Source organism: Rhizobium sp. BT04 (assembly GCF_030053135.1).
In the GTDB taxonomy this organism is placed as follows: domain Bacteria; phylum Pseudomonadota; class Alphaproteobacteria; order Rhizobiales; family Rhizobiaceae; genus Rhizobium; species Rhizobium binxianense.
The window spans coordinates 2930999-2946794 of sequence record NZ_CP125652.1 but is presented as its reverse complement, the minus strand read 5'-3'; the positions used below and the strand labels follow the sequence as shown (position 1 = coordinate 2946794).

At 62.4% G+C, this 15796-nt stretch carries 9 protein-coding genes; 7 read left to right on the top strand and 2 right to left on the bottom strand.

Annotated elements, in window-relative coordinates:
• Positions 1-8 precede the first annotated feature (8 nt).
• The 4 genes from htpX to purH all read left to right on the top strand — a co-directional run bounded on the left by htpX (position 9) and on the right by purH (position 5965).
• Entirely contained in the window at positions 9-971 is a 963-nt protein-coding gene (htpX, locus tag QMO82_RS22725) for a zinc metalloprotease HtpX (protein ID WP_183608442.1), read from the top strand.
• Positions 962-2350: an RsmB/NOP family class I SAM-dependent RNA methyltransferase gene (locus QMO82_RS22720; RefSeq protein WP_183608443.1), complete on the top strand. Its 1389-nt coding sequence runs from the start codon at positions 962-964 to the stop codon at positions 2348-2350. The genes htpX and QMO82_RS22720 overlap by 10 nt, the downstream gene beginning before the upstream one ends.
• 217 nt (positions 2351-2567) lie before the next feature.
• On the top strand, positions 2568-4241 hold the full coding sequence (locus QMO82_RS22715) for a heparinase II/III family protein (protein WP_183608444.1): 1674 nt from the start codon (positions 2568-2570) through the stop codon (positions 4239-4241).
• Between the two features lie 107 nt (positions 4242-4348).
• Positions 4349-5965, top strand: coding sequence for a bifunctional phosphoribosylaminoimidazolecarboxamide formyltransferase/IMP cyclohydrolase (gene purH, locus QMO82_RS22710; RefSeq protein WP_183608445.1), 1617 nt, complete (start codon positions 4349-4351; stop codon positions 5963-5965).
• Between the two features lie 33 nt (positions 5966-5998).
• On the opposite strand, the gene QMO82_RS22705 is transcribed toward purH, so the two are convergent.
• Both QMO82_RS22705 and QMO82_RS22700 read right to left on the bottom strand, forming a co-directional pair.
• Positions 5999-7387, bottom strand: coding sequence for an MFS transporter (locus tag QMO82_RS22705; protein ID WP_183608446.1), 1389 nt, complete (start codon positions 7385-7387; stop codon positions 5999-6001).
• A gap of 23 nt (positions 7388-7410) precedes the next feature.
• Complete coding sequence (locus tag QMO82_RS22700) at positions 7411-12186, bottom strand: NAD-glutamate dehydrogenase (RefSeq protein WP_183608447.1); 4776 nt, start codon at positions 12184-12186, stop codon at positions 7411-7413.
• A gap of 276 nt (positions 12187-12462) precedes the next feature.
• Between QMO82_RS22700 and pdxY the strand changes: the two genes are divergently transcribed.
• From pdxY to QMO82_RS22685, 3 genes are all read left to right on the top strand, one after another.
• Positions 12463-13338 carry a pyridoxal kinase PdxY gene (gene pdxY, locus QMO82_RS22695; protein ID WP_183608448.1) on the top strand — a complete coding sequence of 292 codons (876 nt, stop codon included), beginning with the start codon at positions 12463-12465 and terminating at the stop codon, positions 13336-13338.
• Between the two features lie 72 nt (positions 13339-13410).
• Positions 13411-14052, top strand: coding sequence for a carbonic anhydrase (locus QMO82_RS22690; RefSeq protein ID WP_097618088.1), 642 nt, complete (start codon positions 13411-13413; stop codon positions 14050-14052).
• 95 nt (positions 14053-14147) lie between these two features.
• Positions 14148-15761 carry a GGDEF domain-containing protein gene (locus QMO82_RS22685; protein WP_183608449.1) on the top strand — a complete coding sequence of 538 codons (1614 nt, stop codon included), beginning with the start codon at positions 14148-14150 and terminating at the stop codon, positions 15759-15761.
• The last annotated feature ends 35 nt before the right edge of the window (positions 15762-15796 follow it).

Below are 15796 nucleotides of genomic sequence, written 5' to 3'. Positions count from 1 at the left end.
GATTCACAATGAACCTCGTTCGCACTGCCATGTTGCTTGCCTTCATGACGGCGCTTTTCATGTTTGTCGGCTTTCTGATCGGCGGTCGGGCCGGCATGATGATCGCCTTCGTCATTGCCGCCGGGATGAATTTCTTCTCCTACTGGAATTCCGACCGCATGGTGCTTTCGGCCTATCGCGCCCAGGAGGTCGATGAGCGTAACGCGCCGGAATTCTTTGCGATCGTCCGCGATCTCGCCCGCAACGCCGGCCTGCCGATGCCGAAGGTCTATCTCTACGACAGCCCGCAGCCGAATGCCTTTGCCACTGGCCGCAATCCCGACAATGCTGCCGTCGCCGCCTCGACCGGCCTGCTCAGTGCCCTGTCTCCCGAGGAAGTCGCAGGCGTGATGGCGCATGAGCTCGCCCACATCCAGAACCGCGACACGCTGACGATGACGATCACGGCAACCCTTGCCGGCGCGATCTCGATGCTCGGCAACTTCGCTTTCTTCTTCGGCGGCAACCGTGAAAACAATAACAACCCGCTCGGCTTCGTCGGAGTCCTCGTCGCGATGATCGTGGCGCCGCTGGCCGCCATGCTGGTGCAGATGGCGATCAGCCGGACGCGCGAATATTCGGCCGACCGCCGTGGCGCCGAAATCTGCGGCAATCCGCTGTGGCTCGCTTCGGCACTCGGCAAGATCGCCCGCGGTGCCGCCCACGTGCCGAACGAGGATGCCGAGCGCAACCCGGCGACGGCGCATATGTTCATCATCAACCCGCTCTCCGGCGAGCGCATGGACAATCTGTTTTCCACCCATCCGGACACGGAAAACCGCATCGCGGCGCTGCAGGACATGGCGCAGGGCGGCATGAACGTCTCGACGCCGCCGGTTCGGGCTGCTAATCCGTCGCGCAAATCGCGCTCTGTTCCGGATACGGGCCTTGGTCGCGGTGGTTCACAACCGCCAAAAGGTCCATGGTCTTGAATTCAGACGGCACGAAGAAACCATTCCGCAAACACAAGCCCTCGACCGAGCGATCCGCGCCGGCAAAACCCGGCATGCAGGCGCGCGCCGCGGCGGCAAAAATTCTTGCTGCCGTCGTCGATCGCAAACTGCCGCTCGATGGCGCTCTCGACCATGAACACGGCAACCCCGCCTACCGAGCGCTCGGCGAAAGCGACCGGGCGCTGGTCCGCGCGATCCTGAACACGACGCTGCGCCATCTGCCGCGTATCGATGCCGCGATTACAGCGCTGCTGGAATCGCCGCTGCCGGAAGGGGCACGGGCGCTGCACCATGTGCTCGCAATCGGTGCGGCGCAGATCCTCTATCTCGACGTGCCCGATCATTCGGCCGTCGATCTTGCCGTCGAGCAGGCCAATCAGGATCCGCGCAATCGGCGTTTCGCCAAGCTGGTCAATGCCATTCTTCGCCGGCTCGGCCGCGAGAAGCAGCAGGTGCTCGACGAGATCGGCAAGGTCGCGCCGATGCCGGCCTGGTTCATCGCCAGGCTGGAAAAGGCCTATGGCCGGGACGCGGCGCTGGCGATTTCCGAATCCCAGCTTGAGCCGGCGGCGATCGATCTTACCGTCAAGTCCGACCCCGAAGGCTGGGCGAAGCGGCTGAACGGCGTTGCCCTGCCGACGGGCGGCGTTCGGCTTGCTGCCTTCGACGGCGGCATCCCTTCGCTCGAAGGCTTCGACGAGGGCGCATGGTGGGTGCAGGATGCGGCAGCCAGCATCCCGGCGAAGCTTTTCGGCGACCTCTCGGGCAAACGCACCGCCGATCTGTGCGCCGCCCCCGGCGGCAAGACGGCGCAGCTCATCCTTGCCGGCGGTGTAGTCACCGCGCTCGACCAGTCGGAAAGCCGGCTAAGACGGCTGCGTTCCAATCTCGATCGGCTCGGCCTGAAAGCCGAGACAATTGCAGCAGATCTGACGACATTCGCGCCGGCAGAGCGTTTCGATGCGATCCTGCTCGATGCCCCCTGCTCTTCCACCGGCACGACACGCCGGCATCCCGACGTGCTGTGGACCAAGGGCGCTGAGGATATCGCCCGGCTGGCGGCACTGCAGGAACGGTTGCTGCGCCATGCGCTGACATTGCTGAAGCCTGATGGAACGCTGGTTTTTTCGAATTGCTCGCTCGATCCCGCCGAAGGCGAAGAGGTGGTCGCCCGTGTCCTCGCCGATACTCATACCGTCGAGCGCGTTCCGATCGGCGCCGGCGACTGGCCCGGCCTCGAAGTGGCGATCACGCCGCTCGGCGAATTCCGCACGCTTCCCACCATGTTGAAGACGGCCGATGGCATTGCCTCCGGCCTCGACGGCTTCTATGCCGCCGTGCTGCGGCGCGTGGCCTGACTGCAGACTTCAGCACTCGCGGCGAATCTGTGAGCCCACGAGGCGCTTCACAGGCCTCGTGTCATGCATGTTGTTCTTCTAAAATCGCGGCGTGATCTCCGGGGAAGCGCATTAATTTGCGTATATTCGAACCTTGTCACGAATTAATTCATTGCGGGCGATGAAATCGGCCACTTTTCACCTATTCTTAACCACGAGGGTCAATAGACAATAGAATATGCAGTCCGGTCGGCGTTTTGCGAGCATGTATGTTCGGGAGGCTTGGCGGCGCGCCTTGCGCCGCGTCGCGTTGCTGCGCCTGAAGCTCTCTCGCCATTCGATTAAGGTCCCCGAGCGTCTGATCGTCGCGCCGACCGATCTGCGCAGCATCGATACGCATGTGGCCGACGAAATTCTCAACGGGCGGTTTCTGTTGGCCGGACGCATGCTGGAAACGGGTGGAAAGTCGCCCTTCACCTTCACCCTGCCTTCGCGCCCCTTCGCCACCCGCCTTCACAGCTTCGGCTGGCTGCGGCACATGCGGGCGAACAAGACGGAGCGCAGTTCGGCCGCCGCCCGTGCGATCGTCGACAGCTGGCTTTCCATGCATGCCGGCCGCATGGAGGGGATTGCCTGGGAGATCGACGTCACCGCCCAGCGTGTCATTGCCTGGTTGTCGCATTCGCCCGTCGTCCTGCAGAATGCCGACCGCAGCTTCTATCGCCGCTTCATGAAGTCGCTGGCGTTCCAGGTGAGGTTCCTGCACCGCATGGCGCCCTATACCCTTGGCGGCCTGGAGCTGTTTCGGCTGCGCATCGCGCTCGCCATGGCCTCGGTCGCCATGCCGACGCGCGCCTCCACCCTCAGACGGGCTGCGCAGGCGCTCGACCGCGAATTCGATAGCCAGATTCTGCCGGATGGCGGCCACATCTCGCGCAATCCGCGAGTCGGCCTGGAATTGCTGCTCGATCTGCTGCCGCTCAGGCAAACCTATGTCAATCTCGGCCATGACCTGCCGCAGAAACTGATCTCCGGCATCGACCGCATATATCCGGCATTGCGATTCTTTCGCCACCAGGACGGGGATCTGGCGCTGTTCAACGGGGCGACCTCGACGCTGGCAAACGAGCTGATCTCCGTGCTGCGTTATGACGAAACCGCCGGTCAGCCGTTCAAGGCTTTGCCGCATTCGCGCTATCAGCGGCTTTCCGGTGGAAAAACGGTGATCATTGCCGATGCCGGCACGCCGCCTTCGGGCGGCGCACTGCGGACCGTGCATGCCGGCAGCCTCTCCTTCGAGATGTCGTCCGGCCGCCACCGCTTCATCGTCAATTCCGGCTCGCCGAAATTTGCCGGGAACCGTTATGTCCAGATGGCGCGCACGACGGCGGCGCATTCGACCGTCATCCTCAACGACACCTCGTCCAGCCGTTTTTCGCCTTCGCCGTTCCTCAATCACGCGATCACCGAACCGGTCAAGACAGTCACCGTCGAACGGGCCGAAACGGAGGATGGGCGCGACGGCATCAAGCTCAGTCATGACGGTTATATCAGGGCGTTCGGGGTGCTGCACGAGCGTGAACTGACACTCAATGCCGCAGGCTCGATCGTGACAGGCCGCGACCGGCTCGTCGTCCGGGAAGGCTATGAGCATGATGAACCTCTGAAGGCTGTCGCCCGCTTTCATATCCATCCCGCGATCGTCCTGCATCAGAGCGACAGTGAATCCGTGCTGCTGACGGCGCCGGATGGCGAAAGCTGGCTGTTCTCGGCACCCGGTAATGAAGTGCTGATCGCCGAGGATATCTTCTTTGCCGACAGCTCCGGCATTTGCGGCTCGGATCAGATCGAGATCGACTTCGATCTTGCCGAGAAGACGGAAATCCGCTGGTTCCTATCCCGCAAAGGTTAGATCCTTTGCTGACGCCTGTTTGCGCGGCGGCAAAGCTGTGCTAACGCGACGCCAGCATGCGAACGTCCCTCGCGGATGTCTCCCGAAGCCCGAACGGAGAAGGTTTCATGGCCGTCATTTCCAAGAAGATCCCCGCCCCCGACAAGGTCGAAATCAAGACCGCGCTCCTCTCCGTCTTCGACAAGACCGGGATCGTTGAGCTCGCCCAGGCTTTGTCGGCCAGAGGTGTGCGGCTGCTGTCGACCGGCGGCACCTACAAGGCGATTGCCGCGGCCGGCCTTGCCGTCACCGATGTCTCCGAAATCACCGGCTTTCCCGAGATCATGGACGGGCGCGTCAAGACGTTGCACCCAATGGTGCATGGCGGCCTGCTGGCGATCCGTGACGACGACGAACACCAGGATGCGATGAAAACACACGGCATCGAGGGCATCGACCTCGCTGTCATCAATCTTTACCCCTTCGAAGAAGTGCGCGCCGCCGGCGGCGATTATCCCACTACCGTCGAAAATATCGACATCGGCGGTCCGGCGATGATCCGCGCATCGGCCAAGAACCATGCCTATGTGACGACCCTGACCGATCCGGCCGATTATGCCGAGCTGCTGGAGCAGCTTTCCGCAGATGGCGGCAAGACTGCCTATGCCTTCCGTCAGCGTATGGCCGCCAAGGCCTATGCTCGCACCGCCGCCTATGATGCAATGATCTCCAACTGGTTCGCCGAGGCGCTGTCGATCGACACGCCGCGCCACCGAGTCATCGGCGGCGCGCTGAAGGAAGAGATGCGTTACGGCGAAAACCCGCATCAGAAGGCCGCCTTCTACGTGACCGGCGAGAAGCGTCCGGGTGTTTCGACAGCCGCTCTTCTCCAGGGCAAGCAGCTCTCCTACAACAACATCAACGACACGGACGCCGCCTACGAACTCGTCGCCGAGTTCCTGCCTGAGAAGGCGCCGGCCTGCGCGATCATCAAGCATGCCAACCCCTGCGGCGTCGCCACCGGAGCGAGCCTGGTCGAGGCCTATCGCCGCGCGCTCGCCTGCGATTCCGTTTCCGCCTTTGGCGGCATCATCGCGCTCAACCGGACGCTCGATGCCGAAACGGCCGAGGAAATCGTCAAGCTTTTCACCGAAGTGATCATCGCGCCCGATGTGACCGACGAAGCGAAGGCGATCGTCGCCCGCAAGCCGAACCTGCGGCTGCTGTCAGCCGGCGGCCTGCCCGATCCGCGTGTTGCAGGTTTGACAGCGAAAACCGTTTCCGGCGGCCTGCTGGTCCAGAGCCGCGACAATGGGATGGTCGAGGATCTGGAACTGAAGGTCGTCACCAAGCGCGCGCCGACGGCGCAGGAGCTTGATGATATGAAGTTCGCCTTCAAGGTCGGCAAACATGTGAAATCGAATGCCGTGGTCTATGCCAAGGACGGCCAGACGGCCGGTATCGGCGCCGGCCAGATGAGCCGGGTCGATTCCGCCCGCATCGCCGCGCTGAAGGCTGAAGAGGCGGCCAAGGCGCTCGGCCTTGCCGTGCCGATGACGCATGGCTCGGCAGTCGCCTCCGAAGCCTTCCTGCCTTTTGCCGACGGTCTTCTGTCGATGATCGCGGCAGGGGCGACGGCGGTCATCCAGCCGGGCGGCTCGATGCGCGACCAGGAAGTCATCGATGCCGCCAACGAACACGGCATCGCGATGGTGTTCACCGGCATGCGTCATTTCCGCCACTGAGGGTATGGCCGACCGGCCTCGAGGGGCCGGTTGTTATGCCCGATTGGCCGGATAGGGCGTGCGGATCAACAGCACCAGCCCGCCGGCAAGGAACAGGATCAGCGTCGCCATTCCGAGCCGCGGCGATCCGCTGATATAGGTCATCAGCGAGAAGAGCAGCGTCGCCATGAAACTCGTGGCGCGCCCCGAAAGCGCATAGATGCCGAAATAGCGGCCGGCTTCCTCCGGGCTGACGCTGCGGGCGAGATAGGAGCGCGACGAGGCCTGCACCGGCCCGAAAGCGAACCCGATCAGCAGACCATAGAGAATATAGGCCTTCTCCGCTGCGGTGCCGAAGAGGCCGCCGGAATCCGCCGTCGGCAGCGGTATCAGTCCGAACAGGGTGTAACCCGGCCCCGTCGAGATGATGCCGATCGTGGCGAGAAGCAGCATGGTGAGGCTGATGACGACGGTCACCTTCGAACCGACGCCCTTGTCGATGCGGCCGGCGATCAGGCAGCCGAAGATTGCGACGACGTTCAAGATGATGCCGTAGATGCCGATCTCGATCGTCGCCCAGCCGAACATGCCGGCCGCGAAGACGCCGCCAAGGATCAGCAGGCCGTTGACGCCATCCTGATAGATCATCCGGGCGATGAGAAATCTCAGGATGCCGCGGCGTTCCTTCAGTTCGGCAAGCGTGTTTTTGAGTTCCCGCAGGCCGGAGCGGACGGCGGTGATGAAGGGCAGACCTCTGCCGACATCCGGCGTGAAGAAAAACATCGGCAGGATGAAAATCAGATACCAGACGGCCGAGATCGGCCCGGTGATGCGGGCATCCTGGCCGGTCTTCGGATCGAGACCGAAAAGCGGATCGAGGCCGAGGATGGTCTTGCCGGTCTCAGGGCTCGCCGCCAAAAGCGTCACGACGGCAATGAGCACGATTATGCCGCCGAGATAACCGAGCCCCCAGGCGGTGTTGGAGAGCTTGCCGACCTCGTGTTTGGCGACCAGGCGCGGCATCATCGAATCGTTGAAGACGATCGAAAACTCGGCCGAGATCGAGGCGAGGATCATGAAAATAACGGGATAGAGTACAGGCGAACCGGGCGCGGCGAACCACAAGCCGAAAAGGCTGGCGATCTTGATGATCGCGAAGAAACCGATCCAGGGTTTGCGGGCGCCGGACTGGTCGGCAATCGAGCCGAGAACGGGTGACAGCAGGGCGATGATCACCGAGGAGATCGTCGCCATGTTGCTCCACGTCGCCTGCGCGGACACCGGGTCATCGGTCAGGCGGGAAACGAAATAGGGCCCGAAGATGAAGGTGGTGACCACGGTAAAGAAGGGCTGCGCTGCCCAATCGAAGAACATCCACCCCCAGATGCCCTTCTCCGTGGCCTTCGGCGGCTGCGTTCCTGTCCAGTCAATGCGATTCAACATCCGCTCCTTTTCCGCGGACTGTCTCACCTCGCCCGGTCGCGCGCAAGATCGGTCAGGATACCTGCAGCAACGGTAATACGCGCAAGGTTGGGATCGCCGCCGTCGCTGAGGCTTGAAAGCTCCTCGAGGATACGGTTGATGCGGATGCGATCCTGCGCATGCCAGGCCTGAACGGGAAGCTTTTCCTTGCCGTGCTCGGACAGCGCCGAGATGACGATGTCGCGCCTTGCGCTGGCGATTTGGTCAATGCTGCGGGCAAGCGCCAGATTCTCGTAGTGGTCTGAGGTGAGGATCCGGCCGCCCGCCGCCAGCAGCCGCGCAATACGAAAAGTCTGCGACACGGCGATGTAGTTCTCGGCGGCGCGCACCAGGGGTTCGCCGGTGCGCTCGGCGATCTGCATGATCTCCGGCACCAGTGCGAAGATCGGGAGGCCGGCGATCTCGGCCGCGAGTTTTTCGGGCAGGCCCGCCTGGCTGTACTCCGCCTGGCGCACGGCGACCTCGCTGGCCACCTGTCCGGCGAAGGCGGTTTTCAGCTTCTTCAGAGCCGCCTGCAGCCGGCTAATCACTTCTGCCATATCAGCCTTGGTCATGCCCGTTTTCAGCAACAGGCGCGTCAGCACGATAAAACTGTGGCTGATTTCCTCGTAGATGCGATTCTGCATCTCACCCGATATCTTGCCGTCGAGAGCATCCGTTTCAGCCCAGAGCCGGGTCAGGTCGAAACCGTCGCGGGCAACGATCGCCGCACGCACGACTTCCGGTGCGGAAGCCGCCGTTGCGTCCATCATGGCGACGGTGAAGCTCGGTCCGCCGCGGTTGATCGCCTCGTTGGCGAGCACCGTCGCGATGATTTCGCGCTTCAGCCGATGGCCGGCGATATCGCCGGCGTTCGACTTCTGCATCTTGACGGGGAAATAATTCGAAAGCGTCGAAGTGAAATAGGGATCGTCCGGCAGATCGCTGGCGGCCAGCGCATCGAAGAGCACGATCTTGGCATAGGACACCAACACGCCGATTTCCGGCCGGGTCAGCGGCTTACCGGCGGCATAACGTTCGGCGAGAGTCTGGTCGTCCGGCAGCGTCTCGACCTTGCGATTCAGCTGCTTGGCGCCTTCGAGAACCGTCATGAAACGCGCAAGTTCCAGGCCGTTTGCAGTGCCTTTGCGCTCCGTCAGCGAGATCGCCAGCGACTGCAGGTAGTTGTTGCGCAGCACCAGGGTCGCGACTTCGTCGGTCATCGAGGAAAGAAGCTGGTCGCGTTTTGCACGCGTCAGGCGTCCGTCATGCATGGCGGCGGCCAGCGCGATCTTAATGTTGACCTCGACGTCCGAGGTGTTGACGCCGGCCGAGTTGTCGATGGCGTCGGAGTTGCAGCGCCCGCCCTTGAGGCCGTATGCAATGCGGCCCTTCTGGGTGACGCCGAGGTTTGCGCCCTCGCCGATCACCTTGGCGCGCACATCAGTCGCGGTGATGCGGATCGGATCGTTGGCGCGGTCGCCGACTTCGGTGTCGGTTTCGGAGGGCGCCTTCACATAGGTGCCGATGCCGCCGAACCAGAGCAGGTCGATCGGGCTCTTCAGGATCGCCGTCATGATCTCGAAGGGTGTCGCCACTGCCTTGTCGATACCGATCGCGGCAACCGCTTCCGGCGTCAGCGTGACCGACTTCGCCGCGCGGGAAATGATCATCGCCCCTTTCGAAAGCACGCTCTTGTCGAAGTCCTGCCAGCTCGAACGCGGCAGGTCGAAGAGCCGCTGGCGTTCGGCAAGCGTCTTTTCCATGTCCGGATCGGGATCGATGATGATGTCGCGGTGATCGAAGGCGGCGATGAGCCTGATCTTCGGAGAGAGCAGCATGCCGTTGCCGAAGACGTCGCCCGACATGTCGCCGACGCCGGCGACGGTGAAGGGCGTCGTCTGGATATCGATGTCCATTTCGCGGAAATGCCGTTTCACGGTTTCCCAGGCGCCACGAGCGGTGATGCCCATCTTCTTGTGGTCGTAACCGGCCGAGCCGCCGGAGGCGAAGGCGTCGTCCAGCCAGAAGCCGGCTTCCTGCGCCAGCGCATTGGCGGTGTCGGAAAAGGTTGCTGTGCCCTTGTCGGCAGCGACGACGAAATAGGGGTCGTCGCCGTCGAGCCTGACCGTATCCTTCGGCGGCACGATATCGGCGCCCGATATATTGTCGGTGATCGACAGCAGCGTGCGGATATAGGTCTTGTAGGCCTCGCGGCCGGCATTGAAGATCTCGTCGCGGCTGCCGCCGACGGGAAGCTTCTTCGGATAGAATCCGCCCTTGGCGCCGACCGGCACGATGACCGCGTTCTTCACCTGCTGGGCCTTGACCAGGCCGAGCACCTCGGTGCGGTAATCCTCGGCGCGATCCGACCAGCGCAGGCCGCCGCGCGCCACCTTGCCGAAGCGCAGGTGCACGCCTTCGACTTCGACGCCGTAAACGAACATTTCGCGGAAGGGTTTCGGCTCCGGCAACCCGTCTACCAGGTGCGGATCGAGCTTGAAGGCCAGCATCGGCTTCGGCGAGCCGTCCGGGTTCTTCTGGAAATAATTGGTGCGCAGCGTCGCATCGACGATATTGACGTAGCGGCGCAGGATACGGTCGTCGTCAAGGCTCGGCACGTCGGCAAGCTCGGCTTCGATCGCCTGGTGCAGTTCGGCAAGCTTCTTGACGCGGGCCTTCTCCGAAAGCCTGGTGTCAAGCGTGTTATGGAACAGCTGGAAAATGGCGGCGGCGACATCGGGATATTTGTCGAGCGTCGTTGCGATATAATCCTGCGAATAAGCGATGCCGGCCTGGCGGAGATAGCGGGCATAAGCGCGCAGCACATTCGTCTCGCGCGCCGAGAGCCCGGCCGAAAGGATCAGCCGGTTGAAGCTGTCATTGTCGATCGTGCCGGCGAAGGCGGCGACAAAGGCTTCTTCCAGGGCGGCGCCGTAGCGCTGCAGATCGATTTCGCCGCCGTTGCGGGTCTCGAGCTCCATATCGTGCAGCACGACGAGTTTCATTTCTCCGTCAGCGGCCGGAACCCCGATGTCGAAGGTGCGTTCGCTGACGACATTGAAGCCGAGATTCTCAAGAAGCGGTACGCGGCGCGACAGCGCCAGCTGGCCGCCGGCGTGGAAGATCTTCAGCGAGAGGGTACGGCCTTGTTCTTCCTGGCGATGATAGAACTGGATGCGGAGCGGCTCGCCGGCGGCGCAGGCGCCGATATCGGCGAGGTCGGCCACGGTTTCCTCCGGAGTGAAGGAATCCTGGAAGGCCTGGTCGACCGATATCTTCGGCGCCTTGGCGCCGGCGAGAGCCTCGAAACGATCGTCCCAGCGGGCGGTGATTTCGCGGATCACCTGCTCGAGCTTTGCCTGCGGAATGCGTGGCGTCTTGCCGCCGGAGCGGCCGATGATGAAATGCACGCGCGCCACGCCGCCTTCCGGGAAAGCCGGGTAATAGGCGGAGACGCGGCCGTCATAGACGGTCTTCAGATAGGCACCGATGCGCTCGCGCACGATCGAATCATATTCCTCACGCGGCACGTAGACGATCACCGAGACGAAGCGGTCGAAATGGTCGATTCGCGGCAGGGCGCGTACGCGCGGCCGGTCGGCCAGATCGTTGATCTGTTCGGCAAAGCTCGCAAGCAGCGCCGTATCGATCTGGAATAGGTCGTCGCGCGGATAGGATTCCAGCGTGTTGTCGAGCATGCGGCCGGAATGGCTCATCGGATCGAAGCCGAAATGCTCCTTCACCTTCTCGATCTTGGAGCGAAGCAGCGGGATTTCTGCGGCGAGCGAAGTATAGGCCGTCGAGGTGAAAAGGCCGACGATGCGCAGCTCGCCGGTGACATTGCCCTCAGCGTCGAAACGCTTGACGCCGACATAATCCATATAGGCGCGACGATGGACGATCGATTTCACGTTCGCCTTGGTGACGATCAGGAAATCAGGCCCGTCGAGGAAGGCGAGGATCTCCGGTGTCGTGGTCACGGCGTCCTTGCCGGTGCGCAGCACGAGAACATCGGGGTTGGAGAGGATGCCGAGGCCGGCGCCTTTGTCGCGCTCGACCTTGGCGTCGGAACCCTTGCCTGAATAGACATATTCGCGCATGCCGAGGAAGGTGAAATTCTCGTCGCGCAGCCAGGTCAGGAAGGCGATCGCCTCGGCGTGTTCGGCCTTCCTGCGGCCGGCGCCGTTGGCCGAAAGCTCGGCGATCACTCCATCGAGCTTGGAGAGCATCGGCTTCCAGTCGGAGACCGACAGGCGGACCTGTTCCAGCACGGCTTCGATACGCTTGACGAGATCGGCGGCCTGGGCGGAATTGAGCGGGGCGATATGGAGCTGGATGTGGCTGACGCGCGCGGCCGGATCGCTCGGGTGATCGGCGGAATAAAGCGCGGGCGGCTTGCCTTTTTCGATCACCAGGATGGGATGCACGGCCATGAACAGGTCGCGGTGGGTGCTCGTCACCTCCCCCATGACCGATTCATAGAGGAAGGGCATGTTCCGATCGGTGACCGAAAGCACCGAGACGGCGATGCCGTCAGGCGTGACGTCGGCAATGGTGTTGATGCTGACGCGCGGCGCCTTGCCGTTCCAGGCGGCGAGTTCCTTGGCGGAATGCACGGCGGAGAGCGCGAGCATCTCAGCCGTATAGAGTTCGAGATCGTCGTTGCTGGCCCGACCGAAAAGGATTTCCGGATCGAGATGGGCCTCGCCGGTCGCCTTGGCGATCTTGCGCGCACCTTCGATCTGCTTTTCCCGTTTCGGATTGTTTCTGGCAGCCATGGATCGCCTCCCGCAATAGACTGATTTTCTGCAAGCTAGCAGAAGATTCCTCGAAAAAATCTCTAAAATAGCGGCCTGAAGGATAGTTTTGGTGCTTTTTGACGCCGAAAATGGGAAATCGTTAGAGATTTTTCCGCTTTCGTGGCCAAAACGAACGGGACGGCCCTTCTTCCGACTTTTCGCTTCGCCGCACATTTCCATGCTCACGTGAAGAATGGTTGACAGCGTGGCGTCAAAAAGATCATCAAACGCCATCATCATTCGGACCTTGATATCATGTCGGAAAATGCAGCGGGCGCAGTCATCGTCATCTCCAGCCATGTGGTGCGTGGTTCGGTCGGAAACCGCGCGGCTGTCTTTGCGCTGGAGACGCTCGGTCATCCGGTCTGGGCCCTGCCGACCGTGGTGCTGCCCTGGCATCCCGGCCACGGCCGCTCGACGCGGCTGACATTTGCGGAAGCCGATTTCGACGCGGCGATCGACGATCTGATCCGCGCGCCATGGATCGGCGAAGTCAAGGCGGTGCTTTCGGGTTATTTCGGCAATGCCGCCCAGGCACGCTCCGTCGCCCGGCTGATCGCTGCGCTCAGGCAGAATAATCCCGAGCTCACCTATGTCTGCGATCCCGTCATGGGCGATCTCGGCGGCCTCTACGTGCCGGAAGCGACCGCCGAGGCCATTCGCGATCATCTCATTCCGCTCGCCTCGCTGGCGACGCCGAACCGCTACGAGCTCGCATGGCTTTCGGGCGCAGCCCTCGAAGACAACAGTGCGATCATGGAGGCGGCGCTGGCGCTCGGGCCGTCGCGTATGCTCGTGACTTCGGCCGTGCCGATGATGGCTGGCGGTACCGGCAATCTCTATCTTTCCGGCCGGCACGCGCTTCTGGCCGAACACCGCGTCGTCGAAAATCCGCCGAACGGTCTCGGCGACCTGCTCGCCGCGGTCTTCCTGTCGCGTCTGCTTTCCGGTCTGGAGGACGAAAAGGCGCTGCAACTTGCCACGGCCAGCGTCTTCGAGGTGCTGGCGCGCGCCGTCAAGCGCGGCAGCAACGAGTTGATGCTGGCAAGCGATGCATCCAGCCTTTCGACGCCGATGGCCATGGTGCAGATGCGCCGGCTTGTGCACCCGGCGCAGCGGCGGAAAAAATGACGCATTTGCCGATGCAGGCATTTTGCGGTGCAGCAGTTGATCTTGTCTTCCGCCCGCGCTAATCCAGAAGGCATGCAGCGTTTTCCAACACCACTTCTGGACGGCTACCGCAACTTCATGAACGGGCGTTATGCAGACGCCCGCGACAGGTATCGGCAGCTTGCCGAAAACGGTCAGAGTCCCCATACGCTGGTCGTTGCCTGTTCGGACTCGCGCGCAGCACCGGAGTTAATCTTCGATGCCGGCCCGGGCGAACTCTTCGTCATCCGCAACGTCGCCAACATGGTGCCGCCTTATGAGCCGGACGGTCATTTTCATTCGACCTCGGCCGCGCTCGAATTTGCGGTGCAGGCGTTGAAGGTCTCGGATATCGTCGTGATGGGTCATGGCCGTTGCGGCGGCATTCGCGCTGCACTCGACCCGAATGCCGAGCCGTTGTCGCCCGGCGATTTCATCGGCCGCTGGATGTCGCTGGTCAAGCCCGCCGCCGAGCAGATCCAGAGCAACGACGTGATGACGGCCGCTGAGCGGCAGACGGCGCTGGAGCGTGTCTCCATCCGCAATTCGATCAACAATCTCAGAACCTTCCCCGATATCAAGGCGCTTGAGGACGCAGGAAAAATGCATCTTCACGGCGCCTGGTTCGACATCTCTACAGGTGAACTGTGGGTCATGGACGCCGAGACACGCGACTTCATTCGTCCCGAGATCTAGGGATAGGCTGGTTTATCAGTTTTTTAAGAATTGTTGCTAAGCTGCCGGCAATTGGTCGCACACGACCGACATTTTGATCACCGTGGCGATTGGCGATGAAGTTCGAAACCATCAAAAAGGTTATCCTGGCCGCCATTATGCTGCCCTTCGTCTTCATGCTCATTGAAGGCGTCATCGTCATACGGACTTCAGTCAGGCAGTACAGGGATCTCGAGAAGGACCGGCAATTCGCCGATGTGCTTGCCCGCGGCGGGTCGATCGCCGCCACAGAAATCCTGAGTGAAATCGGCGCCACCCGCCTCTACCTCGCACGTCCGACCAGCGTGACTGCCGCCGACATGCAACGAAGCCGGGTGACGCTCGATCGCGAGCGCCTCGCTTTTTATGCCAGCCTGCCCTCCCGCGATACGCTCGACGAGGGCCTCGTCAGCGAATTATCAATTCTCAGCCTTGCCTATAGCCGTATCATCGCCGCGCGCAGTGCCGTCGACCAGGGCCGTTATGCCGGCAGCGATCCCGGTTCCATCTACTGGTATGCGGCTCTCACGCAGCTTGCCGTCGTCGATGCGCTTTCACCACTGATCAGCGATCCGGTACTGCTTGAGAAATCCAACCAGCTGATGGGCATCCTGCTGACCTATTACGGCGAAAGGCTGATTACCGGTGTCGGCACCCGCTACCTCGATCACGGCGTTTCCACCAGATTTCCGGTGGAGCTTTTCGTGCAGGGCAAGGTCATGCTCGGTGAGGGCATGGACCACATGGTCTTTCATTCGGCAGCGGCGATCGTGGGCGACATCGTTGCCTATCTTGGTCGCAGCGACCAGGTGAAGGCGAATGCGATCACCGATGCCATCCTTGCCGGATCGCGGCCAACGCGTGAAGTGCGCGATATCTGGGCCGCCGCGCAGAGCGAACGCATGACCTTCCTGCAGAAGAAGATGGTCGAGGCCGCAAACGATATTCACGAGACCGGCGAAAGCCTTTCGACGCGCTCGCACCTCCACTTGACGCGGATCCTGGCGCTGTGCGCCGGCCTGCTGATTCTCGCGACATTGGTCATGGTGCTGGCGTCAAGAGGCCTGCGCCTGATCGACCGGCTGACGCGCGATCGCGAGACGCTGGTGGGCGAGTTGCGCAATGCCGCTCAGACAGACCTTCTGACCGGCCTTTACAACAGGCGCGGCTTCGAGGTCGCCGCATCGGCGCTTCTCACACAGGCCGAGCACGGGTCGCGCTGGATCTCCGTCGTGCTCTTCGACCTCGATCATTTCAAGAAGATCAACGATCTCAACGGCCATGATGCCGGCGATGCCGTGCTCCGGCAGGTCGCAGGCGTTGCGCGCGAGAATTTCCGTTCCTTCGATCTGCTGGTGCGCCACGGCGGGGAGGAGTTCCTGGCGCTTCTGCCGGATTCGACGCCCGACGATGCCGCCATCGTTGCCGAGCGTGTGCGGCTGGCGATCGAGGCGGCGGAAATCCCCTTGCCGAGCGGCGATGTGCTCAAGGTGACGGCGAGTTTCGGATGCGCCGGCCGGGCAAATGAAGCCGCCAACCGGAACTTCGAGGATCTGGTCAAACGCGCCGATCTGGCGCTCTACGCCGCCAAGGCCTCCGGCCGCAACTGCGTCGTTTCGGGGCCGACCGTGCCGGCGCAGGAGGAGCGCCGCAAGACGGCCTCCGGCAGCGGCTTTGATTCCCGCATATGAAAAACGCCGCATATCGCAGCGGCGTTTTCGCGTAT